The organism is Kitasatospora sp. NPDC052896, assembly GCF_044547075.1.
In the GTDB taxonomy this organism is placed as follows: domain Bacteria; phylum Actinomycetota; class Actinomycetes; order Streptomycetales; family Streptomycetaceae; genus Kitasatospora.
In genome coordinates, this window is sequence record NZ_JBITZU010000006.1 from 213,351 (window position 1) to 239,463 (window position 26,113).

At 72.1% G+C, this 26,113-nt stretch carries 20 protein-coding genes, 1 pseudogene and 2 riboswitches; of the genes and pseudogenes, 12 read left to right on the forward strand and 9 right to left on the reverse strand.

The window, feature by feature from the left end:
• The first annotated feature begins 33 nt into the window (after positions 1-33).
• Together ACIGXM_RS15595 and ACIGXM_RS15600 are read left to right on the forward strand one after the other, a co-directional pair.
• Positions 34-483, forward strand: coding sequence for a hypothetical protein (locus ACIGXM_RS15595; RefSeq protein ID WP_396560991.1), 450 nt, complete (start codon positions 34-36; stop codon positions 481-483).
• 864 nt (positions 484-1,347) lie between these two features.
• A complete protein-coding gene (locus ACIGXM_RS15600; protein WP_396560993.1) occupies positions 1,348-2,469 on the forward strand; it encodes a threonine aldolase family protein in 1,122 nt (373 codons plus the stop codon).
• A 234-nt stretch (positions 2,470-2,703) separates the two neighbouring features.
• Here ACIGXM_RS15600 and sigJ read toward each other — a convergent pair whose 3' ends face one another.
• Positions 2,704-3,630 (reverse strand): RNA polymerase sigma factor SigJ, encoded by a 927-nt coding sequence (gene sigJ, locus ACIGXM_RS15605; RefSeq protein WP_396560995.1) that lies wholly within the window; start codon positions 3,628-3,630, stop codon positions 2,704-2,706.
• 233 nt (positions 3,631-3,863) lie between these two features.
• Between sigJ and ACIGXM_RS15610 the strand changes: the two genes are divergently transcribed.
• On the forward strand, positions 3,864-4,337 hold the full coding sequence (locus tag ACIGXM_RS15610; RefSeq protein WP_396560997.1) for a carboxymuconolactone decarboxylase family protein: 474 nt from the start codon (positions 3,864-3,866) through the stop codon (positions 4,335-4,337).
• Positions 4,338-4,564: 227 nt separating this feature from the next.
• Positions 4,565-5,215, forward strand: a complete 651-nt coding sequence (gene leuE, locus ACIGXM_RS15615) for a leucine efflux protein LeuE (protein WP_396560999.1) — start codon at positions 4,565-4,567, stop codon at positions 5,213-5,215.
• A 102-nt stretch (positions 5,216-5,317) separates the two neighbouring features.
• On the opposite strand, the gene ACIGXM_RS15620 is transcribed toward leuE, so the two are convergent.
• Positions 5,318-6,226, reverse strand: coding sequence for an NADP-dependent oxidoreductase (locus ACIGXM_RS15620; RefSeq protein WP_396561001.1), 909 nt, complete (start codon positions 6,224-6,226; stop codon positions 5,318-5,320).
• Between the two features lie 339 nt (positions 6,227-6,565).
• Between ACIGXM_RS15620 and ACIGXM_RS15625 the strand changes: the two genes are divergently transcribed.
• On the forward strand, positions 6,566-7,696 hold the full coding sequence (locus ACIGXM_RS15625; RefSeq protein WP_396561003.1) for an FAD-dependent monooxygenase: 1,131 nt from the start codon (positions 6,566-6,568) through the stop codon (positions 7,694-7,696).
• An 87-nt stretch (positions 7,697-7,783) separates the two neighbouring features.
• On the opposite strand, the gene ACIGXM_RS15630 is transcribed toward ACIGXM_RS15625, so the two are convergent.
• The gene (locus ACIGXM_RS15630) at positions 7,784-9,370 is read right to left on the reverse strand and encodes a Na+/H+ antiporter (protein WP_396561005.1); all 1,587 of its coding nucleotides are present in this window, start codon (positions 9,368-9,370) and stop codon (positions 7,784-7,786) included.
• 135 nt (positions 9,371-9,505) lie between these two features.
• Positions 9,506-9,700, reverse strand: a complete 195-nt coding sequence (locus ACIGXM_RS15635; RefSeq protein WP_396561284.1) for a hypothetical protein — start codon at positions 9,698-9,700, stop codon at positions 9,506-9,508.
• Positions 9,701-9,795: 95 nt separating this feature from the next.
• On the opposite strand from ACIGXM_RS15635, the pseudogene ACIGXM_RS15640 reads away from it, so the two are divergent.
• The 3 genes and pseudogenes from ACIGXM_RS15640 (at position 9,796) to ACIGXM_RS15650 (ending at position 12,247) form a co-directional block, all read left to right on the forward strand.
• Positions 9,796-10,448 (forward strand): annotated as a pseudogene (locus ACIGXM_RS15640) (class I SAM-dependent methyltransferase).
• A 170-nt stretch (positions 10,449-10,618) separates the two neighbouring features.
• Positions 10,619-10,957: a hypothetical protein gene (locus tag ACIGXM_RS15645; protein ID WP_396561007.1), complete on the forward strand. Its 339-nt coding sequence runs from the start codon at positions 10,619-10,621 to the stop codon at positions 10,955-10,957.
• Positions 10,958-11,620: 663 nt separating this feature from the next.
• A complete protein-coding gene (locus ACIGXM_RS15650) occupies positions 11,621-12,247 on the forward strand; it encodes a hypothetical protein (RefSeq protein ID WP_396561009.1) in 627 nt (208 codons plus the stop codon).
• A 350-nt stretch (positions 12,248-12,597) separates the two neighbouring features.
• On the opposite strand, the gene ACIGXM_RS15655 is transcribed toward ACIGXM_RS15650, so the two are convergent.
• Positions 12,598-13,344 carry an SOS response-associated peptidase gene (locus ACIGXM_RS15655; RefSeq protein ID WP_396561011.1) on the reverse strand — a complete coding sequence of 249 codons (747 nt, stop codon included), beginning with the start codon at positions 13,342-13,344 and terminating at the stop codon, positions 12,598-12,600.
• Positions 13,345-13,635: 291 nt separating this feature from the next.
• Between ACIGXM_RS15655 and ACIGXM_RS15660 the strand changes: the two genes are divergently transcribed.
• Both ACIGXM_RS15660 and ACIGXM_RS15665 read left to right on the forward strand, forming a co-directional pair.
• A complete protein-coding gene (locus tag ACIGXM_RS15660) occupies positions 13,636-18,867 on the forward strand; it encodes a glycoside hydrolase family 38 C-terminal domain-containing protein (protein ID WP_396561013.1) in 5,232 nt (1,743 codons plus the stop codon).
• Positions 18,864-19,607, forward strand: a complete 744-nt coding sequence (locus ACIGXM_RS15665) for a peptidylprolyl isomerase (RefSeq protein WP_396561015.1) — start codon at positions 18,864-18,866, stop codon at positions 19,605-19,607. The genes ACIGXM_RS15660 and ACIGXM_RS15665 overlap by 4 nt, the downstream gene beginning before the upstream one ends.
• A gap of 120 nt (positions 19,608-19,727) precedes the next feature.
• Here ACIGXM_RS15665 and ACIGXM_RS15670 read toward each other — a convergent pair whose 3' ends face one another.
• Together ACIGXM_RS15670 and ACIGXM_RS15675 are read right to left on the reverse strand one after the other, a co-directional pair.
• Positions 19,728-20,162 carry a universal stress protein gene (locus ACIGXM_RS15670; protein ID WP_396561017.1) on the reverse strand — a complete coding sequence of 145 codons (435 nt, stop codon included), beginning with the start codon at positions 20,160-20,162 and terminating at the stop codon, positions 19,728-19,730.
• A 106-nt stretch (positions 20,163-20,268) separates the two neighbouring features.
• Positions 20,269-22,017, reverse strand: a complete 1,749-nt coding sequence (locus tag ACIGXM_RS15675; protein WP_396561019.1) for an NRAMP family divalent metal transporter — start codon at positions 22,015-22,017, stop codon at positions 20,269-20,271.
• 435 nt (positions 22,018-22,452) lie between these two features.
• Positions 22,453-22,631: riboswitch (M-box (ykoK) riboswitch) on the reverse strand.
• 239 nt (positions 22,632-22,870) lie between these two features.
• Positions 22,871-23,049: riboswitch (M-box (ykoK) riboswitch) on the forward strand.
• A 320-nt stretch (positions 23,050-23,369) separates the two neighbouring features.
• Between ACIGXM_RS15675 and ACIGXM_RS15680 the strand changes: the two genes are divergently transcribed.
• Positions 23,370-23,672, forward strand: a complete 303-nt coding sequence (locus ACIGXM_RS15680; protein WP_396561021.1) for a hypothetical protein — start codon at positions 23,370-23,372, stop codon at positions 23,670-23,672.
• A gap of 65 nt (positions 23,673-23,737) precedes the next feature.
• Positions 23,738-24,355, forward strand: a complete 618-nt coding sequence (locus tag ACIGXM_RS15685; RefSeq protein WP_396561023.1) for a hypothetical protein — start codon at positions 23,738-23,740, stop codon at positions 24,353-24,355.
• Between the two features lie 52 nt (positions 24,356-24,407).
• Here ACIGXM_RS15685 and ACIGXM_RS15690 read toward each other — a convergent pair whose 3' ends face one another.
• Together ACIGXM_RS15690 and ACIGXM_RS15695 are read right to left on the reverse strand one after the other, a co-directional pair.
• A complete protein-coding gene (locus tag ACIGXM_RS15690; RefSeq protein ID WP_396561025.1) occupies positions 24,408-25,271 on the reverse strand; it encodes a hypothetical protein in 864 nt (287 codons plus the stop codon).
• Between the two features lie 58 nt (positions 25,272-25,329).
• Entirely contained in the window at positions 25,330-26,034 is a 705-nt protein-coding gene (locus ACIGXM_RS15695; RefSeq protein ID WP_396561027.1) for a GntR family transcriptional regulator, read from the reverse strand.
• Positions 26,035-26,113 lie beyond the last annotated feature (79 nt).

Genomic DNA, 26,113 nt, shown 5'->3' on the forward strand with positions numbered 1-26,113 from the left:
GGTGACACGGCTTCAGAGACGGGGAACAACAGAATGAAGACTCGCATCCTCAAGATGCTCGCGCCGCTGGTGATCGCGATCGGTTCGGTCATCGGCGTCCCGGCGGCGGCCCACGCGGCCACCCTCTGCGGTGGCTACACGAACATCGGCGAAGCGGAGCAGTTCAAGGACAGCAAGGGCGTCCCGATGGCCACCCTGTACCTGTACAGCAAGGGCGGCCCGGGCAGTCAGTACTCGTCCGACACTCCCACCTGCGGCATCCTCTTCGCCGAGGGCAGCTACTCGCAGGAGTCCAAGTACATGGGCATCACCCTCTGCTCCAACTACATCGGCGTTCCGTGCACCACTGACCACGGGAATTACAGGGAATACGCCGGCCCGGTCTACCAGGCTCGCGGCGGATGCGGTCAGGCGACCTTCGTCATGAAGAATCCGCAGGGGACGACCATCGTCTCCGGCACCCGCGGATTCAACTGCGACTGAGCAGACCGCACTGACCGCGGAAATACCAGAACGGCTGCCCTCCGGAATGTCCCGGCGGGCAGCCATTCTTCTTTTCCGGAGTATCGGTGGAGTAGCGCCGGGTCGAATTCCGGTAGCGGGACGGTAGCGCGGTGGGCGCTGCTTCGTATCGCGCCGCTCCTGTGTGACACGCCGTGAGCCCTCCTGGGCTCCGCCGAGGTCCCGAAGCCGTGGCCGGGGTGCGCCTTCCGTTACATGCGCCCTCCGTTACATGGGCGGACCGTTGGCGGAGCGGCAGTGGCCGGCGGTCAGTGCCCGGCGGTCAGTGCCCGGCAGGCCCTGGCCTCGCTGCAAGGCCAACCCGGCTCGGGTGGCGAGGAGTTCGAGTGGACGGTACGGCACGCCCGGTCCATCGCCCAGATCGCTGCCTTCCTCGCCTGCGACTTCGACGACCCCGAGGCAATGGCCGTTGCGGAGGTCCGCCGCGACCAGCTGATGGCCGAATCGAGGCGGGGTCATATTCGATGCGCATACGTTCAGTATCCATATGGGCACCTTTTGTAGCGCTCGCGATGTGGCACACCGGAGGGCCATGCCGGCCGGATGGCGGCCCGGCGCACCTCCCGGGACACCGGGGGCGGTGACCGCGTGACGGGTCACCGGACCTCGACTCGCTGCCCGCCGCCAGCAGGTCATTCCCCCTCCCGGAGATCAACGCCCTGAGCCCTTTGCGCACCGCCTCACCGCCCGCCGGGCACGTGGGCACCGGGCGTCCAGCCGCTGACCACTGCCCGCCCCTCGCCTGGGCGCGCTCGACGACGGCGTCCGGACCGTCGCCCCGAAAACCGGTTGGCCACAGCGGAGCGGTCCGCCGAGAATCGCCGGATGGACAACTCCCGGACCACGGCGGAGCGACGGTTCGCCGCCAGCCGTACCAGCCAGCGCCTGCTCTCCGGCGAGCGGATGGCCACCATGCGTGAGCGACTGGCCCAACTCGCCGACCTGGAAGGCTTGGACGTCCAGCCCGACGTCTACGGCACGGACGGCCCGGTGCGCGGGCTGGAGGAACGGGTCGCCGGCCTGCTCGGCGCCGAGGAGGCGGTCTTCTTCCCGACCGGCACGATGGCCCAGCAGGTCGCGCTGCGCTACGGCGCCGAGCTGACCGGCCGCCGTGCGGTGGCCCTGCATCCGCTCAGCCACCTGGAGGTCCACGAGCGGCAGGCCTACAACCAGCTGACCGGCCTGCGCGGCCTGTGGCCCACCACCGAGCACCGCATCCCCACACCCGCCGAACTTGCCTCCCTGGGCGAGCCGTTCGGCACACTGACGGTCGAACTCCCGTTGCGGGACGCCGGTTACCTGCTGCCGACCTGGGACGAGCTGGCCGAGCTGGCCGCTGCCGCGCGGGCGACCGGCGCGCGGGTGCACGTCGACGGTGCCCGGCTGTGGAGCACGACAGAACACTTCGGCAAGCCACTCGACGTCATCGCGGGTCTGGCCGACAGCACGTACGTGTCCTTCTACAAGGACCTGCACGGGCTCAGTGGTGCCGCGCTGGTCGGTGACGCCGGGCTGGCCGGGTACGCCCGTGCCTGGCGCCACCGCCACGGCGGTACCCTCTACCAGCAGTGGCCCGCCGCCGTTGCCGCGCTGTACGGTCTGGACACCGTCCTGCCCCGGCTGCCCGACTACGTGCGGCAGGCCAGGTCGCTCGCCCCCGCTCTCGGCGCGCTGCCCGGCGCCCGGATCAATCCCGCGCGGCCGCAGACCAACGAGTTCCAGCTCTGGCTCCCGCACTCCGCACAGGCCCTGAACGCCGCCCACCTCGCGCTGGCCGAGCAGGAGGGCACCTGGTTCGTCTCGCGATGGCGGGACGCCGCACCCGGGCTGGCGATGGCCGAGGTCACCATCGGCGCCCCCGCGCTGGAGTGGACCCCGGCCGACGTCACCGAGGCGGGCACGCGGTTCCTGGAGCTGGTGACGCGGCAGGACACCACCCGCCCCTGAACCGGGCCGCCGCCCGCGCGGCCGCCGATTCCGGTCCTGCGCGATGTCGAGCACCGCCCACCCCGAGGGGACGGCTGAACGATGCGGCGGACGGAACCGGCCGGGTCGCCTGGAACTCGCCGGCCGGCACCCCGGGAGCGGAGGCGCGCGAAGGTGCGGAGAGCAACGCGTTGCCACTGCGGGCTCCAGCGGTGCGGGCCTCTGTGGAGCCACTGACGGCGAAGTGAGGGCGGGTCACCTCTGCGGCAGCCGGGCCACCTCGGACACCGGTCCGAGGTGGCCGAGCTTGTCGGGGTTGGAAACGGAGCGGATCGCCCGGATCAGGCCGTCAGCGATGTCGAGTTCGAGCACGCTGGCCACGCGCCCTTCCGCGTCGTACATCACTGCGCCCGGCCGGCCGTTGACCCAGGCCGGCCGGGGGGAGACACCGAGCATCCGGATCCGGCGGAACCCGCCGACCAGCAGCTGTGCGACGCGCCGCGGGTCGGCCAGCGACTTCCCGATCGCCCGGGCCTTGCCGCCGCCGTCCCCGTGGAACACCACGTCGGGTGCGAGCATGCCGAGCAGCGCGCCCAGGTCGCCGCCCGCGCTGGCCTCGAAGAACCTACGGGCGAGCTGCTCGCCCTCCGCCCGCCGCGCCGGTGCGCCGTCGACCGGCCGCCCTCCGGGGGCGATGCGCTTCCTGGCGCGGGCGAAGATCTGCCGGCAGTTCGCCTCGGACTTGCCGGTGATCCCTGCCACGTCCGGGTAGCCGTACCCGAAGGCCTCGCGCAGCATGAACACGGCCCGTTCCACCGGGGAGAGGGCCTCCAGCAGCACGAGGAAGGCCATCGACAGCGAGTCGGTCAGCTCGGCGTGCTCGGCCGGTCCCGGCCGGTCTCCGGAGACGACGACCGGCTCGGGCAGCCAGTCGCCCACGTACGTCTCCCGCCGTACCCGCGCCGAACGCAGGTGGTTGATGCCCAGCCGCGTCACCGTCGTGGTCAGGTACGCCTTCAGGTCGGCGATCGCGGTCCCCGCCTGGTGCGCCCGGGTCAGGCCGAGGAAGGCGTCCTGGACGATGTCCTCGGCATCGCCCACGGATCCGGTCATCCCGTAAGCGATGGAGAACAGCAGCGGCCGGTAGCCGGCCGCGTCCGCCACACCTGCTGGTTCCGGCATGGAACCCCTCCCTCCAGCCCGTTTACCGAGACTTCCGGCCGAGCTCCGTCCTCGTCAACTCCGAAGATCCGTACGGCGTTCAGCAGGGTAGCGGAGGCGGGCCCGCCCGTGCCGCCGCGGTCAGCAGGTTGTCGGCACCCGACGGGGAGACGCACGTCACATCCACTCCTGTCACAGCCTGCCGGGGTGCCCTGTCTTAGAGGGCACCAGCGGACAACGACAAGGAGCACACGATGGAAGCCCGACTGAACGTCCTCACCAACCGGGTCACGGCCAGGTTCGGCAAGCACCTCGTCGCGGCGGACAAGGTGCTCGCGGAGTCGACCCTGCCGGTCGCGACGCGGGAACTGGTGAAGCTGCGCGCCAGTCAGATCAACGGCTGCGGCTTCTGCGTCGACATGCACACCAAGGACGCCGCGCACGCCGGGGAGACCTCGACGCGCCTCAACCTGGTCGCCGCCTGGCGGGAGGCCACGGTGTTCACCGACGCCGAGCGCGCCGCCCTGGAGCTGGCGGAGCAGGGCACCCGCCTCGCCGACGCGGCCGGCGGGGTGACGGACGAGGCCTGGGCGAACGCCGCCAGGTACTACGACGAGGACCAGCTCGCGGCCCTGGTGTGCACCATCGCCCTCATCAACGCCTTCAACCGCGGGAACGTCATGGTCCGCCAGCCCGCCGGCGACTACCAGCCCGGCCAGCACGGATGACCGCAGTCCTGCCGCTCCCGCCCCTTCGCCCACGAGTCGGGTACCCCAGGACCTCGCACCGCGGTGCGAGGTCCTGGGAGCCGGCCCGATCGGCACGCCGCCCGCACCACCGAAGTGCGCCGCACTTCCGGTGGTGCGGCCGGAGCGCCCGTGATCACCCCTTCAGGTTTCGCCGGGCCACTGTGACACTTGGTGATCAAGAAGACGGCGACCCGAAAGGCCTCGACATGTTCGGCACCCTCAACCTCCCCGAGTACGCGCTGGGTGCGCTGCTGATCGTCCTGCTGCCAGGACCGAACTCGCTGTACGTGCTCTCGGTGGCGGCCCGCAGGGGGGTGCGGGTCGGCTACCGGGCGGCCTTCGGGGTGTTCCTCGGCGACACGACGCTGATCACCGTCACCGCGCTCGGCGCGGCCTCGCTGCTGGCACGCTCGCCCGCGGCCTTCGACGTGATCAAGTATTTCGGCGCCGGCTACCTCACCTACCTGGGCATCGGCATGCTGCGCTCGGCGATACGCGCGCTGCGCAGCCGCCGCACCGGACTACCGGCCGAGGCCCGGCCCGAGGCCGGCGTCGAACGTCCCTTCCACAAGGCCCTGATCGTCAGCCTGCTCAACCCGAAGGCGATCCTGTTCTTCCTGGCGTTCTTCACCCAGTTCGTCGATCCGCACGCCGCCCACCCGGCCGAGGCGTTCGCCCTGCTCGGGGCGATCGTGCAGATCTTCTCCCTGGCCTACCTGAGCGCGCTCATCCTCGGTGGCGACCGCCTGGCCGCGGTGTTCCGCCGGCGCAAGCGGCTGGCGGCGTCGATGACCGCCGGCGTCGGGTCGCTGTTCCTCGGATTCGCCGCCAAGCTCGCCACCGCGTCACTCGGCTGAGGTACGGGCGCCGGCTGCGGTCCCGGTGGGCGCCGCCCCGGGGCCGCCGGGGCCCTTCGAGCCTCCTCGCCCGTTCGGCGCGGGTGGGGAGGTGGCCCGGAGTCAGGGCAGCAGGATGACCTTGCCGCGGGCACGGCGGGCCTCGATGTCGGCGTGGGCCCGCGCGGCGTCGGCCAGCGGGTAGGTCCCGGCGATCGGGATCTCGAGCCTGCCGGCGGCGATCAGCTCGGCCAGCTGCGGGAGGGCCTGCCAGAACCGGTCGGTCGGATCGTCGCCGGTGAAACGCACTCCGTGCTGCGCGGCGGCCGTGTCGGCGATGGTGATCACCCGGGCCGCGTCGCCGACCAGGGTGACGGAGTCCGCCAGCACCCCCGCGCCGGAGCAGTCGAGGACGTAGTCCACTCCCTGCGGGGCGGCCGTCCTGACCCGTTCCACCCAGCCCTCGCCGTAGCGGACCGCGGTGGCGCCGAGTTCGGAGACGCGCTCGATCTCCTGCGCCCCGACGGTGCCGACCACGGTGATGCCCCGGGCGGCGGCCAGCTGGACGGCGATGGTGCCGACGCTGCCGCCCGCGCCGTGGATCAGCAGGGTGTCGCCCGCCTTGGCACCCAGATGGTGCAGGCCGCGGTAGGCGGTCTCGCCCACGGTCACCAGGCCGGCCGCGGTCTCGAAGGAGACCTCCCGCGGCTTGGCGACCGGCTGCTCCAGCAGCGCGTACTCGCTGTAGCCGCCGACGGAGGCCACCCCGAAGACCTCGTCGCCGACCAGGGCGGTGGCGTCCGCGCCGACCTCGTCGACGACGCCGGCCACGTCCCAGCCCGGCAGCACCGGGAACTCCACCGGTCTGACGTCGGCCATCGTCCCGGAACGGATCTTCAGGTCGATCAGGTTGACGCCGACGGCCCGGACCCTGATCCGGACCTGGCCGGACCCCGGCTCGGGGGTGTCGACCTCGGTCAGGGTGAGCACGTCCGGGCCGCCGTAGCGGGAGAAGGTGATCGCTTCGGACATCGAGAACTCCAGGAGGGGGTGGGAGGTGCAGGACGCGGCTGCGGACTGACCCGCGACACCAGAGTGGCGTCAAAGTGGCGGGATGCCCCGGCGGCAGGCCGTAGGTCCGGGTGCGGGGTCGTGCGGACGTCGTGGTGGACGGGGAAGCGCGGGGGAGTCGGTCCTGCTGCGGTGCCGGTGACTCTGGCCCGCCGCCCGCGGGGCGCCGAGCCGGGGGCGACGCGCGGGCCTCGCGGTCGGCGACATGCTGCCTCCGGCGCAATGGCGCCTTGCCGCGCAGCGGTCGCTCAGCATGTCCTGGTAGGTAGCCGAGCCTGGGTGAAGGTGCGAGGAGTCCCGATGGCCGGAGTGCGCGTGGTGATCGTCGGCGGTGGCATCGGCGGTCTGGCCGCGGCGGTGGCCCTCCGGGCCAAGGGCATCCAGGCGGATGTGTACGAACAGGCCCAACGGTTCAGCGAGGTCGGGGCGGGCTTCATGCTCGCGCCCAACAGTCTGCGGGTGCTCGAGCGGCTCGGGCTCCACGACGAGATCACCCGGTTCGGGGCGCACTTCACCGGGTTCACCGTCTGCCGTGCTGACGGCACCGAGGTCTCCTCGGTGCCACTCGGCGGAGCCGACGGGTACACCATGTTCGGCATGTACCGCGCGGACATGGTGAACCTGCTTGTCTCAGGTCTTCCGGGTGACGCGTTGCACATCGATCACCGGTGTGTGGCGTTCGCGCAGGACGACGACCGTGCCGTGGTGACCTTCGAGAACGGGGAGACTGCCGAGGGCGATGTCGTGATCGGCGCCGACGGCATCCATTCGGTGCTGCAGCAGTACGTCGTGGAGCCCCGCGACCCGGTGTTCTCCGGTCTCGCGGCCTACCGTGGCGTGATGCCCGCGGAGCGAGTGCCCGACTGGCCCGACGGCGCCGTGCGGTTCTGGAGCGACAGCACCAGGAACCTGCTGGTCTACCCCGTACGCAGGGGTGAGCTGCTGAACTTCGTGGCATTCGGCGTGGCCGACGAGCAGATGCGTGAGTCCTGGTCGGCACCGGGTGACCCGCGGCAGCTGACCGCCGGCTACGGAGACGGCTGGGATCCGCTGGCGGGCGAGGTCGTCTCGCAGGTCGACGCGACCTTCCGGTGGGGCATCTACGACCGGGAATCCCTGCGGCAGTGGACGCGAGGGCGGTTGGCGCTGCTCGGCGACGCGGCCCACCCGATGCTGCCGTACATGGGCCAGGGCGCCAACCAGGCCATTGAGGACGGGATGGGACTGGCCACGCTGCTGGAGGGGGTGAGGACCGTCGACGTGCCCCACGTCCTGGTGCGCTACCAGACGCTGCGGCGCGATCGTGCGGCCCGGTTCCAGCAGGGCTCCCGGTTCAACGTCGAACTCATGGCCGCGGGCAAGGCCCCGATCCTCGGCATGCCCTGGATGTACGACTACGACGTCGAGGCCGAGGCCCGCACCCTGCGCTGAGGGCGGAGCCTGACCCGATCGGCCCTCGGGCCGGCCCGAGGAACGGCACACCGCTGGGAAGCGACGACACGAGGACGGGGTCCGGGGTCAGTCGCGGGCGCGGAGGCTGGCTTCCTCGAGGTCGAGTTCGCGCTGGATCCGGCGCCGGGTGGCATTGCTGATCTTGTTCGCCTCGTAGAGGTGCTGGAGTTCGGTCGCCTCGATGGTGATGAGTGTCCGGCGTATCTCGCGGTAGGCGTCGGCGGGTCGGGCGTCCGGGTCGTTGTGGTGGGCGTCCTCGGTCTGGTGGATGCGGGCTTCCAGGTGGCGGCGGGCCTGTGTCAGGGCGGCTTCGGCGGCGGCGCCCAGATCGGAGAGTTGATCCAGGTCACCGAGCTGTTTGAGCTCTTCGAGAGCGGTGTGGGCGATGTGCCTGCGGGTCTGGGATTCCTCGCGGGCGGTGTGTTCCGGCTCGAGGGCGATGCCCGAGCGGCGGACGACGGGGGCGAGGGTGAAGCCCTGGAAGATCACGGTGAGCGCGATGGTCCCGGTGGTCAGCATGAGGATGAGCGCTCGATGGGGCAGTGGTGCCCCCGTGTTGGTGACCAGGGGGATGGAGAGCGCGGCGGCCAGCGGCATGACGCCTCGGGTGCCCGCCCAGGACAGGACGGCGGGTACCCGCCAGGAGAGGCGACTGTCGCCCTCCCTGTGCCGGCGGTGGATGAGGGCGGACAGCGGGAAGATCCACAGCAGCCGGATCGCCAGCACGGTGAAGGCGATCAGTGGCACCCACAGCGGCCAGCCCCGCTCGTCGTGTGCGAGGTGGCGGATGGCGGAGGGGAGTTCGAGGCCGATGAGGGCGAAGACGACGCTCTCCAGTACGAAGGTCACGGTGTCGTAGACGGCGTGGATCTGGAGGCGGATGGGGGCGTTGCTGAGCCTGTGGCCGGTGCTGCCGAGGACGACCCCGGCGACGATGACGGCGGTCACGCCGGAGGTGTGTGACTGTTCCGCGATGACGTACGAGGCGTAGGGGGTGATCAGGGCGATGACGGTCTCCAGCACGGGGTCCTCGGTCCGTCTGCGGATGAGCGTCACCACCCCGGCGACCGCCGCGCCGATGAGGGCTCCTCCGCCGGCGAGGATCAGGAACTGCTCGACGGTCCCCGACACGGTGATGGCGCTGCCGGAGACCGCGGTGGCCACGGCGACCTTGTACAGGACCAGGGACGTGGCGTCGTTGAACAGGCTCTCCGCCTGCACCATGGCCTGCACGCGCGGTGGCAGGGACAGGCGCCGGCCGAGCGCGGTGACGGCCACGGGGTCGGTACTGGCCAGGACGGAGCCGAGGATGAACGCGGTCGCGGCGGTGAGGGGAGTGATCGCTCGCGCGACGTATCCGACGGTGATGGCCGACGCGAGGACCAGGCCGAAGACCAGGCCGGTCACGGGCCGCCACACGCTGCGCACGTCGCGGACGGAGATCTCCCCGGCCGAGGCGTAGAGCAGCGGCGGCAGCACCAGCACGCTGATGACGTGCGGCGGCAGGCGGACCTCGGGGACCCAGGGCATCAGCCCGACGAGGAGGCCGGCGATGACGAGGAGCGAGGGGGCGGGCAGGCTCCAGCGGCGGGCACCGGTCGCCACGGCCGTGGCCAGGACCACGAGCAGCAGGATGACGGTCAGGCCGGTCATGGAGCATCCCGGTGGGTTACGGCTTGTTGTTCCCCCGTGGCCAGGTGCTTTACCAACGTAGCCGACCTGGCGAGGTGCCGCAGCCGGCGGGTGCGACCTGCTCGCGACCGCACCACCACCGCGCCGGCCCGACCGCTACCCCTCCCGCAGCACGCCCGCGAGGGCCGCCGTCACCACGCGCTGGACGTCGTCGGGCGTCGGTGGGGTGCTGGTGCGGTCGGCGAAGAGGAGGTGGCCGGCGCCGATCAGGGCGGGGGCGAGGGTCGCCGGGTCGGCAGTGGGGGCGATCCGGCCGAGCTCGCGTTCGGCGGTCAGGTCGCCGGAGACCATGGCGGTGGCCTCGGTCAGCAGCGGGACGCCGCGCGGGCGGCTCTGCCGCAGCCGGGCGCTACGACCGCGCCCGCCCCGGCTACCCGCAGGAACTCATCGCGGCGATCATCACCGACCACCCGGGTGCCGAGGTCCTCGACGTCGGCTGCGGCACCGGGATCGCCGCCCGCCAGTTCCAGGCGGCCGGCTGCACGGTGCTCGGCGTCGAGGTCGACGAGCGCATGGCCGGCTGGGCGCGCGAGCACGGCGTGGACGTCGAGGTCTCCGCCTTCGAGTGCTGGAAGTCGGCCGGCCGGACTTTCGACGCGGTGACCGCTGCCCAGGCCTGGCACTGGGCGATCCGGTCGCGGGCGCCGCGAAGGCCGCCGAGGTGCTGCGCCCCAACGGCCGGTTGGCCGCGTTCTGGAACATCGACCAACCGCCGACCGAGTTGGCCGAGGCCTTCGCCACCGTCTACCGACGGGTGATCCCCGACTCGCTGCTCGCCCAGCGCCCGGCGGCGCCAGGGCCGGACGCCTACACGGGCCTGAGCGCCCGGGCCGAGGACGGGATCCGGGCCGCCGGTGCCTTCGGCCCGCCCGAGGTGTGGCGCTTCGAGTGGGAGCACCCGTACACCCGGGACGAGTGGCTGGACCTGCTGCCGACCAGCGGCGCTCTCGCCCAGGTCCGACAGTCCGCCCTGGCGGAGGTGCTGGCCGGCATCGGCGCGGCCGTGGACGCGGCCGGCGGAAGCTTCACCATGCGGTAGTCCACGGTGGCGGTCACCGCCGTCCGCGCCGGAAGTCGCTGACCCAGCACCCCCCCCCGATCCAGAATCCGCCGGGCCGGCGTCAGTGCGGACCACACCCGCCACACCGGTCACGTTCGGCCTCGGTCAACCAGGTCCGGTCGAACTCGAACAATCCACCACGATGGGTCATGCCCACCGGCGGTCAGGCCGCCCAGCTCTTCGACTACCAGCACAACGCGAACAACGGGTTCGGCGTCGAGGTGAGCCGGATCCCCAACGACTGCACCGAGTTCGGCGGCCGCACGTACATCCAGTACACCTCGGTGGCCCAGTGGCCCACCAGGGACAACCCGTTGCCCGCCGGCCACGACGGCTCGCCGATGTCGGGTGTCGACCCTGCTCGGCCGTCCCGTCACGTTCAGCGACGAGCCGCCGCGGTACGGCCTGCTGGAGCGTCAGGTGCCGACCCCGTGCTGCGTCGTGCCCACCCTGGCCCACGGTGCGCTGCCCGCCGGACCCGGCCCTGATGCGCACCGTCGCGCGTGAGCACCGGGCCCCGGTGCTCAGCTGGGCAGGCTGGCCTGCGTCGGCCTCTGCCTCACCGTGCCGGAGCCCGGGGCGGTGAGGTCCGACGACCCGGTCACGGTGGCATCCCGGTAGGGTGCGCAGGCCGCGAGCTGAGTGGCCGTCTGCTCGGGGCCCGGCCCGGGATGGTCGACCTCGAGGACGACGCGGGGCTGCCCGCGCGCCCGTCTCCGCTCGCCGGCGGCGAGCGACACTCGCCGAGGTTCTGGTGCGGGAGGCGTTGAGCCGGATGTTCGTGTGCTGACGGCGGCTCTCCCGACCGGAGGCGCATCGGGAGGTCGGGGACGGCGCACGGCGCTCCGTCCCCGACCCGTCGAAGCCAGGGTGCGCCGGCCTCTGACGGCGACCCATCTCATCGCCCCGGCAGTTCCAGGTGCCCGCTGCCGAAAGGATGAGTAGGCGTCAGTAATCACCTGGACGGGTCAATGCTCCGTCAATGTGCCTATGGTCGTATAAATCTGACAACTCATCAGATACGACAGAACCCACTCTGATGCCCCGTTCGGCTCCCCGGTGCCAGTCCTTCGATATGCCCGATATGACCGCCCTCAGTACGTTCAAGTCACGGGTCGGCGGTCCCAGCCGACAGAGACAGGAGAAGTTCCATGGAGATCACCCGAGCCACCGCCATCACCGCGGCCGTCGGCGCTGCCGCGGCCCTGGCCGTGACCGGCCTCACCTACTCCTCGGCTGCCTCCCAGCCGATGACCCAGGCGGCCCAGGCCGCCCCGGTCGTCCAGCAGGCGGCCACTCCTGCACAGGAGCCGTTCGCACTGGCGCCCTTCGGCAACGACGGGAAGGGCAACGAGGGCAAGGGCAACGAGGGTGGTGGCGGCGAGCACCGCCACCACCGTCGGCACCACGAGGAGGGCCGGGTCCACATCAACGAGCGGTCGTACTCGTCCCGCGCGGGCGACTGCGTCACCGTGGTCAGCGGCCTCGGTGCCAGAAGCCTGAACATCCGCAACGACAGCCACAGGACCATCGAGGTCTTCAACGGGGCGGTCTGTGACAACGGCGCTCCGATCGCCACCGTCGGGCCCCACAGCTCCGCCGACGGCGTGGAGCCGCACTGCGTCGGCGATGTCTTCGTCAAGAACGGAGTGCTGGCCAGCTTCCGGGTGGGCCGTGACCACGAGGGCGGCTACGGGGGCGGCCGCGAGGGTGGCTACGAGGGTGGCCACGAGGGCGACCACGAGGGCGACCACGACCACGGGGACTACGAGGACTGATCAAGCCTGCTCCGGAAGGCCGGAGCAGTGATGGTCCCGACGTCCATGGGCTGCGGTCGAGGGGCCGCAGCCCATGGACGTTCCGACGGATCGAGGACGCGCTCGGTCACCACCTTCCCCGTGACCGGCGAAGCGTGATCCAGCGTCGCGACAGGAGCCGGACGGGCACCGCCGGGTGCCCGTGGCGCTCACCGACGAACCACCCACGACCGGCGGTGGCGGCCAGCTCCGGCCGCCACCGCCGGTCCTGACTTTGTGCGGCACTCCGACAGGGCGACGTCCACAGCGCCTGCCCGGGGGCGGGTTCGTGTCGTGCTGGTCCACGACGGCCGGGGCCGCCAGCGGGTGCGTCAGGTCAGGGGCGGCGCGTCGGGATCCTCCGTCAGCAGTGCCGGGCCGTTGTTGCGGACGCTGTTGACGGCGATCGAGACCGGACGGACGGTGAGGTGGCCGTCGGCGGGGGTGTGGAGGAGCGGGCGGAGCTGGGCGGGGTCGGTGAGGTCGGGGTCGAGCCAGGCGTCGAAGTCCCTGCTGTCGATGGCGAGCGGCATGCGGTCGTGGACGCGTCCGGCGTCGTCGGTGGCCTGGGTGGTGATGATCGTGGTGCTGGTCAGCCAGGCGAGGGGGTCGTCGTCGGGGCGGGTGGGGTCGCGCCAGAACTCGTACAGCCCCGCCATCGCCATCAGGCTGCTGTCGGCCGGCGCGACGAAGTACGGCTGCTTGTACGCCTTCTTCCCCTCAGCGGCCGGGACGGCGACCCACTCGTAGTAGCCGTCGGCCGGCAGGAGGCACCGCCGGGTCGTGAAGGCCTTGCGGAAGGCGGGCTTCTCGTGGACGGTCTCGGCCCGCGCGTTGATCATCCGCGCCCCGACACTGGGGTCCTTCGCCCAGGACGGCACCAGGCCCCAGCGCAGTGGCCGCAGTTGGCGCGCGAGTTCGCCGCTGTCGTGGTCCACCCTTTCCAGGACCGCCCAGATCCGGTCGGTGGGCGCGGCGTTCCAGCTGGGGTCGAGGGTGTCGGCCGGATCCCAGCGGGTCACACCGAAGAGGGTGACGAGGTCCTGGGGCCCGGTGGTGGAGACGAAGCGACCGCACATGTACCCAGCCTGCCACCTGGGGAGCGTGGTTCAGCTGATATCGGCGTGCACGGTGGTGGCCGGTCGGGCCGGGCCGAGCACCCGCGGGGGCCTGGCAACCCCGTCCCGACGCCCCGGGGACGTCCGCACGACAGCTGACGGCCCCTCAACGATCGCGCATAGGTCGGATCGGCCTACTTAATCGGATCGGCCATGTCCAGGGCGGTGACCAGCACCGCGGGCTGGCATCTTGGCTCGGAGCATCGGAGCAGTGGCGGGTCCGACCGCCGGAGCCGGACCGGGAGAGGTGTCGTGACCGGACAACTGAGCGGGGAGGTGGCCCGGGTGAGCCGTCGGAGGTTCCTGTCGTCACTGGCGGTGGTGTCGGCGGCCGTGGTCGGCCTGGAGGGTGGCTCCACCGTCGCGGCGCACGCGGATGTCACGGTGCCCGAGGCGGTACCGGTGCCGCTGGCGTACGACATCGAGGGCGCTTCGTACGACGGGGACCGGGCGGCAGCGGACTTCGACGGATTCGGCTGGTCCTATCCGGCCGAGGAACTGCCCTCGGAGCGGACGTCGGTCGCCGGTGTGCCGTTCGTCTTCCCCTCCTACCGGGCGGGTGGCAAGAACTTCCTCGCCGCCCGGGGGCAGACGATCGCGCTCCCGGCGGGACGGTACGCGCTGCTGTATCTGATCGGCGCGGCCTCGGGCGGCGATGCCGCCGCGATGGCCGAGCTGCGATACGCGGACGGCGGGGGAGTCCAGGTGCCGTTGCGGTTGTCGGACTGGGCCAATGCCCCGCGGTTCCTGGAGGCGGTGGCGGTCGAGACGACGCACCGTCACCAGGCCTCGGGCGACTGCGCGCCACGGGTGCGGCTGTTCCTCCAGGTGATCCCGTGCGATCCCGGTCGGGAGGCGCGGGGGCTGGTGCTGCCCGACGACCGGGCGCTGAAGCTGATCGCCGTCAGTGCCCAGCCGGCGGTGGTCGGCGCGGCGTTGAAGGTGACCGCGGTGGCGTCCACCGAACTGTTCCTGGGGCCGCCCGAGGCACCGCGTCAGGTGGTCCACGTGAGCGTGGCCAACATCGGCACCCGGGCGCTCGGGGCGGGCGAGCCGGCCACGGTCAGCCTGGCCGGCGACGGGATCCGTACGCCGCAGCCGGCCTTGGTCCGTGACCTGCCGCCGGGCGGGCAGGAGACCGTCGAGGTCGGCGTGGTGCACTCCGTGGCGCGGGCGGACGGTGCGGTGCTGCGGGCCGAGGTCAGGGCGGCGACCGGGGACGTCGTCGACACGCAGTCGGTGCGGATCACGGCCGCCGAGCCCGGCTGGACCATGTACATGGTCTCGCACTTCCACTACGACCCGGTGTGGTGGAACACCCAGGGCGCCATCACCGAGTCCTGGGAGAACGCCGGGTTCCAGCGGCCGGGCCTGACGTTGATGCGGGCGCATCTGGACATGGCCCGTCGTGACCCGGACTACAAGTTCGTGCTGGCCGAGCTGGACTACCTGAAGCCGTTCTGGGACAGCTGCCCGGAGGACCGGGCCTACGTGCGTCAGCTACTGGCCGAGCGGCGGCTGGAGTTCGTCGGCGGCCTCTACAACGAGCCCAGCACCAACCTGACCAGCGTGGAGCTGACCATTCGCAGCGCGGTGTACGGGATGGGCTACCAGCGTGACGTCCTGGGCGGATCGCCCCGCACCGCCTGGCAGTTGGACGTCTTCGGGCACGACCCGCAGTTCCCGGGGATCATGGCGGACGCCGGCCACACCTCCAGTTCCTGGGCCCGCGGCCCCTACCACGAGTGGGGTCCCAAGGCCAGCGTCGGCGACAACCGTCGGATGCAGTTCCGCAGTGAGTTCGACTGGATCGCCCCCAGCGGCACGTCCCTGCTGACCAGCTACATGCCCAACCACTACTCGGCGGGCTGGTGGATGGACACCGCCAAGGACCTGGAGACGGCCGAGGCCGCCAGCTACGAGCTGTTCCGCGACCTCAAGTCGGTGGCCGCCAGCAAGAACTGCCTGCTGCCGGTCGGCACCGACTACGCGCCGCCGAACCGCTGGATCACCCGCATCCACCGTTCCTGGGCCGCCAGGTACGTCTGGCCGAAGTTCGTCACCGCGGTGGCCGGCGACTTCTTCGACGCGGTCCGCCGCGACCTGGCCGACTCCGGCACCGCGCTCTCGCCGCAGACCCGGGACATGAACCCCATCTTCACCGGCAAGGACATCACCTACATCGACACCAAGCAGGCCCAGCGGGAGGCCGAGAACACCCTGCTCGCCGCCGAGCGGTTCGCCACCGTCGCCGCCCTGTTGGGCGCCCGGTACCCGGGCGTGGCGCTCGACAAGGCCTGGCGCCAACTCTGCTTCGGCGCCCACCATGACGCGATCACCGGCTCCGAGAGCGACCAGGTCTACCTCGACCTGCTCGGCGGCTGGCGCGAGGCCCTGGAACTCGGCCGCACCGCCCTGACCGGCGCGCAGGCGTTCATCGCCGCCCACGCGGACACCCGCGGCCCCGGCACACCGCTCCTGGTGTTCAACCCGATGGCCTGGCGGCGCACCGACCTCGCCCGGGCCACCGTGGGCTTCCCGGCCCCCGGCCCGGCCGGGCTCGCCCTGTGCGACCCGGCCGGGCACCCGGTGCCGCACCACACCGACCGGCTCACCCGCCATCCGGACGGCACCATCGCCTCCGCCCGACTGTCGTTCATCGCCCACGACGTGCCCGCCACCGGCTACGCCACCTACCACGTCACCGCCGCCCGGCCCGCGCCGCGCGAAGGGCACTGGACGCCACTGGACGGCCGGCAGATCGAGAACGAGTACTACCGCCTCGCCGTGGATCCCGAACACGGCGGCGCGATCAGCTCCTTGTACGACAAGACGGCGGACAAGCAGATGCTGCGCCCCGGCGGGTACGCCAACGAACTGCTGGCCTACGACGAGTACCAGGACGGTCCGGGCGCCCCCGCCGGCGGTCCCTGGGTGACCGTCCCCAAGGGCGGCCCGGTCGCCCGCAGCGCGCGGTACCGCGCGGACGTCGTGGCCGAGCAGTGCCCGATCGGCCGGCGCATCACCGTGCGCGCCGACTTCGACCAGTGCCGCTACACCCAGCGGATCACCCTGTGGGACGGCATCGACCGGATCGACGTCAGCACCCGGATCGACGGCTTCACCGGCACCAACCGCCTGCTGCGGGTCCGCTTCCAGCCGGCCGTCACCGGTGGCATGCCGGTCGCCGAGGTCGGCGACGCGGTGGTGGGACGCGGCTTCGGTTTCCCCAACGTCGACTACGCCCAGGTGCCCTGGACGCTCGACTACCCCGCCTACAACTGGGTGGAGATCGGGACCACCCTCACCGTCACGCTGGCCGGCGCCGCCGGCGCGGCGCCGCGCGCCGCGCGGGCGGTCAGCGTCGCCGAACTCGTCGTGCCGGACGTCACCGCCTACGGCGCCCCGGCGCGGGAGGCGGTCACCGCGCTGGTGGCGACCGGCGTCACGGCCACCACCTCGACCCACGACGGCCCCCGGTACGGCAGTCTGGACGTGGACTCCAACCTCCCCGACGTGCGCATCGCCCTTGGAACACCGCAGGAGAACCACTTCACCGCCGCCGTCCTGGACGCGGCCGGGCCCGGCTACCGGGCCGAACTGACCCGTCAGCTCGCCCGCGCCCGCGGCGCACGGGTCTGGGTCCCGGCCGCCAAGGCCCTGGCCGACACCTGGATCCCCAACGCCGACCTGCGCGATCCGCGCGCCCTACCGGTCCTGATCGTCGCCGGCCGCACCCCCGCCGACACCCGGGCCGCCCTGCACGACCTCGCCGCCGACCTGCGACGCGCGCCCCGCATCGAGGTCGTCCAGCCCGGCGAACTCGACGGCACCACCGGCCAGGTGGAGCCGTACGGCTTCGCCCTGCTCAACCGCGGTCTGCCCGGCTACACCGTCGACCCCTCGGGCGATCTCTACCTGGGCCTGCTGCGCTCCTCCACCGGCTGGCCGTCGGGCACCTGGATCGACCCACCACGCCGCCACCTGCCCGACGGGGCGAACTTCCAGACCAACCACTGGAGCCAGACCTTCCACTACGCCCTGGTCGGCCACCGCGGCGACTGGCGGCGGGCGGGCCTGGCGCGGCGCGGTCACGCTTACAACAACCCGTTCACCACCCGGCAGGAGACGCCGCACCCGGGTACCCTCCCGCCGCGCGCCGACCTGCTGTCGGCCGACGGCGACAGCGTGGTGGTGACCGCGCTCAAACCGCGCGGCAACCCGATCGCGTCGATGGCGGGCACCGAGCAGGACCCCGCGGACGGCATCGTGATCCGCGCCTACGAATCCAACGGCCGTCCCACCAGGGCACGGTTGGCCTTCTTCCGGCCGCTCTCCCGGGCCGCCCTCGCCGACGTCCTCGAAGCCGACACGTCACCGGACACCGGTCCCGCGCGGCGGGCCGTGGCCGTCAGCGGCGGCCAACTCGCCCTCGATCTCGGTGCCTTCGAGATCCGCACCGTCGCCGCGACCCCGGCTCCCGGGCTGCCCCACCCCTCGGGCAGTACCTCGCCGAGCAGCCCGGCCCGTGACCTGGCACCCGCCGCCGAGCCGGCCCAACCGGTCTACGCGCCGTACTGGCAACACAACAAGGGCGCGGCACCGATGGGCTACCAGATGACGACCATCCAGGCCTCGCCCACCGCGGTCACCGGCGCCGGCCCGTACGACATCGAGGTCACCCTCGCCTCCTCCCGGACCCGCCAGGAATCCGCCGGAACGGTCGAGATCGCCGTCCCTCCAGGCTGGAGCGCCACCCCTCCCACCCGGATGTACGCCCTCGCTCCCGGCGCACACCTGCGCTTCGCGGTCCGCCTGCAACCGAGCGGGCCCGGCGGGCGGTACTTCGTCGCCGTTCGCACCACCGACACCCAGGGGCAGGCGCACGAGGACATCGTCACCGTCGACCACATCCCGGTCGGCCGCGCCGCCTCGTCGGCCGAGCACCTGGCGCTGCCGGGTTCGGAACCGGACCGCCCCATCCGGGACACGGCCCGCGAGCAGGCGCTGGCGCTGTCCATCGACAAGATCACCCGCAAGGCCCGCCTCGTCCTCCCCGAACAACCCGTCGACGGCCCCGCGCAGCCCGGCGGGGCAGCGGAACTGACGGTCACCCTGCTGACCACCGCACTCACGCTGCACCCCGGCGAGGGCGGCGAACTCACCGTGTCCCTGCACAACCCGGCCGCCGGCGACGTCCACGGCGAGGCCCAGCTCATCAGCCCCTACGCCCTGTGGCCCTTCAGTACGCCCTGGACCCAGCCGTTCGCCGTGGCCGCGGGGGGCGACCGCACCCTCCGCTACCGCATCACCGCGCCACCCGGCGCGGCCCCGGGGCAGTGGTGGGCCCTGGTGAAGGTGATGTACTTCGGCCGACTCCGCTACACGCCGACCGCCTCGATCACCGTCGCGGACCCCGGCAGCCCGGACCGCGGTCCGTCACCCGCGCGGCCCCGGCCCACCGCCACGGGCGGCGCGCGATGACCGCCCGGCCGATCGTCGCCACCGTCGGCGACCACACCATCACCACCGACGAACTGGACGCGCGGCTCGACGCGCTCCGCAGCGGACCGTTCGGCCCCAGGCTGCCCGAGGACGGCACCCCGGCCGCAACCCGGCTGCGCCGCTGGGTGGCCGGGCTCCTGGCCGCCGAAACCCTCATCCGCCACGAGGCGGGGCAGTTGGTGGTGTCGGGCGCCGACCCGTTCACACAGCACACCCTCGCCGGCGCCGCCCGCGACCTGTTCACCCGCGTCACCAGCGGTGTCACGGTCGAGGAGACCGAGCTGCGGCGTTACTACCACGCCAACCCCGACCGGTGGACCCGCCCGGAGAGCCGCACCCTGCGGCAGGCCGTGCGCCCCACCTCCCGGCAGGCGGCGGCCGTGGCCGCCGGTGCTCTCGGCCCGCCGGAGACCGTCAGCCGCGGCCAGTTCGCCGGCGCCTTCGAGGACGCCGTCTTCGCGGTCGGACCGGGGGAGCGGATCGGCCCGGTGCGTACCGTGTTCGGCTGGCACGTCGCGATCCTCGACCGCGTCGAGCCGGCCCACACCCTCTCCTACCGGGCCGTCCGCGCCACCATCCGGGCCGACCTGCTCACCGCCGCCCGCGGCAGTGCCTTCGACGACTGGCTCGCGCGGCGGCGCGCGGCCCTCGTCCACCTCGCACCCGGCTACGAGCACCCCGGCGACCCCAGCTTGCCGGACCACAGTCACCGCCACTGAACGCCAGCGAGCAGGGGCCGTGCGGCCGGCCGCGGTCTCTCGCCCGGTGTCGTGTCGTGACTGCCCGGCGCGGGCCACCGCGTGCGCGGGTGGCACGGTTGTCGCGTCGGTGGTCGCGGATCAGGGCACGACCAGGAGCGGCGCCGGGGCGTCGCGTGCGAGGGTGGCGCCCACCTGACGGGAGAGCAGCCGGCGCCAGCGGGTCGTGGAGGCGCCGACGACGATCAGGTCGGCCCGGTACTCCCGCGCGGACTCGCGGAGCGCCGCGCTCGGAGCGGCACCACTGATCCGCATGCGCCAGTTGACGTCCAGCCCGGCCAGGGCGGCCTCGGCCCGGCCCACCAGGGTTCGGAGCCGTTGGTCGCGTTGCCGCGCGTGGGTGGGCCACAGCGCCGGGTCCTCGTCCGCGGCCAGGAGCAGGAGTTCGGCTCCGGTCCGGGCGGCGTGGCCGGCCGCGTACGCGAGCGCGCGTTCTCCCCGGGGGCTGCCGTTGAAGCCCACCAGGACGAGCACCCGGTGTTCGGGCGATGGGCGCCGAGCGGCCGAGGTGGCCATGGGTTACCTCCCACGGGGAGCGAGATTCGAGTACTGGTCGGCACCGCCGGGGCCGGGGGGGGGGGGGGGGGGGGGCCCCCCCCCCCCCCCCCCGCCCCCGGCGGGGTCAGGCGGTGTACATCTGGACGACCTTGACGATCACCAGGATCACGGCGATCAGCAGGTAGCCGCGAAGGGTGAGCAGCCCGGCCTTGCGCAGCGGGGAGAACGGCGGCCTGGTCAGGCTCTCCAGCGCGGGGGTGCGCCAGGCCATCTTCTCGGCCTCGATCCGTGCCCTGCGGTCGGCCTTGGTCAGTGCGGGGGCGGTGAGCTCCTCGACGTTGGTCAGGTCGACTCCGGCGAACGCGGCTTCGGCCGACGCCGCGGACCCGCGGGAGCGCAGCACCACCAGTCCTCCGCCGATGAGGCCCAGGACCGCGCCGACGGCGAAGCCGATCTCCAGTTGGGCGGTGGTCAGGTCCGGGAAGAAGGTCGCGGCGGTCAGCGCGAGGGAGAGCAGGACGAGGATCCAGACGATGACGCCGGCGACGATGTTCTGCTTGACGGTGTTGACCCAGGGGCCGAGCACGGGGCGGTCGTTGCAGAGCAGCACCAGGAACACGGTGGCCGAGGGCAGCAGGACGCCGGCGAGCGCCTGGACCCCCTGGGTGATCAACCCCTGCAGGTGGGCGTCGGAGACCAGCATGATCGTGGCGGAGATGGCGATCAGGATGGCGTAGCCGACGTAGAAGACGGGCGCCTCGGAGATCTTCCAGTGCAGCGAGTGCCGCCGCTTGAAGGTGTCGCCGAGGGTGTAGGTGGTGGCGAGGCTGACCGCGTTGGCGCCGACCAGGGCCGCGTCCAGCAGGACGATCGCGAACAGCGCGCCGAGTGCGTGGCTGCCGTGCTGCTTGAGGCCGTCGGCGACCCCACCGGCGTCGCTGAACTGGCCGAACAGGTCGGTGCCCTGGAAGACGAAGGCCGCGGTGGCCATGATCGCGACGGCGCCGATCATCACGACGGCGATGCCGATCCACAGGTCGGCCCGCTCGTACTTGATCCAGCGCGGGGTGATCCGCTTGTCGACCACGTTGGACTGCTGGAAGAACAGCTGCCAGGGGGCGACGGTGGTGCCGACGATCGCGACGATGATGAGCAGGAGGGTGGAGTTGAGGCCGCCGGGGAACTGCGGCACGAAGCCGGCCGCGGTCTCGCCCGCCTTGGGGTGCGCCATCAGCGCCATCGGGAACATGACCACGTTGAGCGCGATGAGCGCGAAGAGGAACCGCTCCCAGCGGCGGAAGGAGCCGCCCGCCACCACCGCGAACAGCAGGACCGCGGCCAGCGGGACCGAGACGTACTTGGGGATGCCGAAGTAGTTCAGCGCGAGGGCGACGCCGATGAACTCGGTGACGATGGTGAGCGAGTTGACCAGGAAGAGGTCGGCCACACTGAACATGCCCCAGAACCGGCCGAACCGTTCGAAGATCAGCCGGGCGTGGCCCACCCCGGAGACCGCGCCGAGCCGGACCACCATCTCCTGGTTGACGTAGAGCACCGGGATCAGCAGGACCAGCGTCCAGACCAGCTTCATGCCGTAGTTCTGACCGGCCTGGGCGTAGGTGGCCACGCCACCCGCGTCGTTGTCACCGACCATCACGATCAGGCCGGGGCCCATGATCACCAGCAGCGTGCGCAGCCGCTCCCACCAGGTTCTGCGCCGACCGGTGTCGTCCTGCCTGATCGTGCCGAGCGCGCCGACGATGTCACCGACGTGCGCGCTGTCCATCACCGCCGAGCCGGCCACGGCGGCCGTTGACGTGTCGCCGGGGCCGGGATCCCGCTCCGGGGCCTGGCGAGTGGAGTTGAAAGCCATGTCACTTCCTCATCTGAGCGTGCCTGCGAGCAGGCTGGGGCCACGCCCGGCGTTCGGGCGCGTCGGACAGCGGCCACGGGGACCGACAGGGGAGAGCGGGCAGCAGGGACCGCACCCACGACGACCGCGAAGCGGAACGGCACGGATGAGGGGACGTCCGGGCAGGCCGGACCGGCCCGAAGAGCAGTCGGGCAGCCTGCCGCTGGACGTCGAACCAGGTTGATCAGTCAGGTAGTTGGACCGATTGGACGGTTACCGCTCAGGCGTGCGGGACATCCTGTGCGAAAGCGGATCGGGCACTGGGACTACTGCCAGGTTCCATCCCGACCACCTCCTCCTGAAACCGCGCACGGTGGTGCGCTCTCCACACGGGTGGCGAAGTCGCCACCCGTCCAGGGCAGCACGAAACCGAGCCCGGCCGGCGCTACCCCTTGGACGGCACCCCTCACGTAAGAGTTTCGGCACTGCACGGCGTATCCCCACCCTCCATGGGCGGGAAGCCACTTGGGGTCACCCCTTAATCCGAGGAGACCTGTCCTGATCCTGGGCGTCTCTCGACGTCGTGGGGTCAGTGGCCTGTATCCGTGCAGACGCCTCACCGAACGAGGTGTCGCGTCGCACAGTATGGCGCACGCTCTTCACACACTGTCAAGCCGGACCTGCACGCCGTCCTCGGGGCGGAGGGACAGCTGTGGCGGGCACTGCTGTTCGCCGGTAATCACCCTTCCCAGCAGCCACTTTCGCATCGTGTTGGAGCTCCGTGCCGCATCGTGCGGCGCGACCACTGGTGTCAAGATTCGGCAAAGACGGCAAGCGTGCGACCGGAGAGGGTCTAGTCTTGTCGAGGTTTTGAAAGGCACCTCGTTCGGTGAGGCGTCTTCACGGACACAGGCCACTGACCCCACGACGTCGAGAGACGCCCAGGTTCAGGACAGATCTTCCCGAATTAAGGGTTGATCCCAAGTGGCTTCCGCTCCTTCGGAGTTGGATCACGCCGTGAAGTGCCAAAGCTCTGACGAGTTGGGGTGAACCGGTCGCAGGGGAACCGGTCCGCTCCTTGCCGTGTCGCTACGGCGCACACCTCTGTGCGCCCCGACCGCGAGGAGGCGAGAGGCATGGATGCGAGTTGCAGTACGCCGGGCCGTCATCGGCCCCTCCCGCGCCTCTCCCCGCTTTCCGCGGGCTCGCGGTAGCCACCTTCCCCCTCCGCACCCCTGACGTGTCCGGATGGCCCGACGCCATCGCGGTCCGCCGCGGTGTGCGCGCAGGGCAGGCGGCTGCCGCCCCCCGACCGGAAACCCCTCACCACCTCACCCGAGGAAGGAAGGGCACACCCAGCCATGAATCTGACGATGCGTCAAGAACCTTGGTCGCAGCACCGGACACGCGCCGCACGCAGGCCGGCGCACACCTGCCCGCGCGTCACCCTGGCCCTGCACGACGGCCTGGAACGGGCCTACCGGCTGGACGACCCCGGCACCTGTCCCCGGTCCGGCACGGAGAACACCCCGGCCTCCGCGTACGACCCCCGGGTACACCTCGCGTACCTCCTCGCCCGTCAGGGCCACCGCGCCAGCTGGCTCGCCCGCTACGCCGACCTGCCGCTGTCCGCCGCGCGCCGCATCACCGAGGCCGCCGCCCGGCCGCACGACTGACGCTCTCGCCACGGCCCCCTGCCGCCACTCGGCACCCGGGCCGGCACGTACGGAAAGGGGAGGACATGGCCCGGCTGAGGGCGGTACCGCGCCCGCGGACCCGCGAGGGTGCGGCTGCGGTCGTCGCCGTCGCGGCGGCAGTGCTGGAGCTGGTTGTGCTGAGCACGGTTCCGGTGCGGGAACGGCCGGTGGTCGGCGGTGCGCTGGTCGGCGCGGCCGCCTCGGTCCTCGGCGTGCTCGGACTGATCCGGCACCGGCTCCGAAGTCCTCGGCAACCGGTGCCGCGAGCCGAGCGGGCAGCGGAACGGGTGACGGACGGGCCCTGGTTCACCGCCCGCACCCTGGAGGGCTTCCCCGTGGAGGCGGTCCGCCCGCTGCTGCACGGCCCGCAGGCCCCCAGCCTCAACGCCCTCTACACCGCGTGGGTCTTCGTGATCCAGGGATACGACACGCGATGGATCGCCCGGCAGCTGTACCTTCCCACCGAGCTGGTCCGACTGCTGGCCGACACCGCCCGCGGACCGGAGCCGGCGGGCCGCCCGCCCCGGTCCGCGGGTGCCGGTCCGCCGTCCAGGCCCGACCTCAGCCCACCTGGCGGGTGTCACGACCCCGATCAGGCCGCTGGTCCGGGAGCTTCTGGCGGTGGGGCAGCGGCGCGGGCGGTGCGGCGTGGCACTCGTTGAGCTGCCCGCCGAGTACCCGACGGCGCGAAGGACGCTCTGGTGGGCCCGGTGCTCAGCCCTTGCCGAAGTGCACCGCGCGGAAGGCGCCCGCCGCCCTGAGGGTTCTGGTGAAGCCTTCGGCCAGCTCGGTGAGGCGCTTGGTGGCGACCGGGCCGAGGTGGTCGTACGGGGCGGCGTCGAGGCGGTCGGTGAGCACCTCGGTCTCGTCGCGCAGGGCCGCGCCCGACTCCGTGAGATCCCCCGCCCCGTCCAGCAGGCCGCGCTCGCGCAACTGCTCCCGGGCGGCGGCCCACTGCTCCGCGGACCATCCGCGGGTCCGCATGAACAGCGCGGACGTCGGTGCCTTGCCGGTGGCGTTGTGCAGGACCAGCGCCTCGATCCCGGACAGGCCGGCGACCGCCAGGGCGGCGAGGTGACCGTCACCCCGGTGCTCGCGCAGCAGCGTCGCGGCGTGCCACAGCGCCAGGTGCGGTTCCTCCGGCACGGGGAGGTCGGCGTTGGCGGCGTACAGCGGCCGCGCCTCTCGGCGGCACGCTTCGGTGGCGCGCAGGGCCAGCCCGGCCGCCTCGGCCATCTCCTTCGACGCGAGGGCCTGCTCCCCGAGCAGCCGCCGCAGTGTGCCGTGCGCGCCGCGCAGCCGGGCCGTGAGCACCGCCTCCGGCGTGCTGATGGCCCACGCCGCGGGGATGTACCGCGCGACACGCGCGTGGTTGAAGTTGTAGAACGTCGCCGTCACGGTGCCCGCGCCGACTGCCCCGAGCGGGGCCGCGCGGCCCGCGAAGTAGGCCATGGCTCCGCGCTCCAGCCCGAGCGCCGCGAGTTCGTCCTCCAGCTCCGGCGCGAAGTACACGCATGAGTGCAGGGGATTGACGACGTTGTGGCAGTGGCGGCCCGCGCTCGCCTCGAGGGAAGTCATGCCGTGGCTCCGATGTCGGTGGTCAGGTGCGGTCGTTCGGTCGGGTTGGCGAGGCGCATCAGGCTTCCTCCGTGGGTTCGTGGTGGGTGCGGCCGGTCAGTCCGGCCACGGTCAGGGTGAGGTGCTGGGCCAGTACTTCGGCCGCGGTGTCGGCGTCGCGGGCCAGCGCCGCCTCCTCCAGCCGGCGGTGCTCGCCAACGCCGTCCCGGTGGGGATTGCCGTGCGCCGACCAGCGGCGAGCCAGCTCGCTCGCGGTCCACATCCGGTCGAAGGTCTCCAGCAGGACGGGGTTGCCGCAGCCCTCCAGCAGAGTGCGGTGGAAGGCCCGGTGGGCTTCGGACCAGGCGGCGCAGTAGTACTCGCCCTCCTCCGGCACGTACGCCGGGGTGCGGGTCAGACGGTGATGGGCGGCCCGGACGCGCGCCTCCCAGTCGAGGTCGCCGCGCTCGACGGACATCCGCAGCACGACCGGTTCGATGGTCCGGCGGGCCTCGGCGATCTCCTGCCAGCGGCGGTCGGAGAAGGCCGGGACGGCGAAGCCACGGTTGGGCAGCCGGTCGGCGAGGCCATCGCCGACCACGCGCACGAGCGCCTCGCGCACGACGGCCAGGCTCACGCCCTGCTCCACGGCGAGGTCCTGCGGTTTGAGGGCGTCACCGGGTGCGAAGTCCCCGCGCATGATCGCCTCCCGCAGGTGTGCGTAGACCTGCTCGGAGAGCATCTGCTTTCCCGACGGGGTCGAGGTGTGGGTCGTCCGGGCCATGTCCCCATCATAGACGATCCGATGAATAATCGATTATTGATGTTAGGGTCGACCTTGCTGGACGAAGGCGGCACCGCGA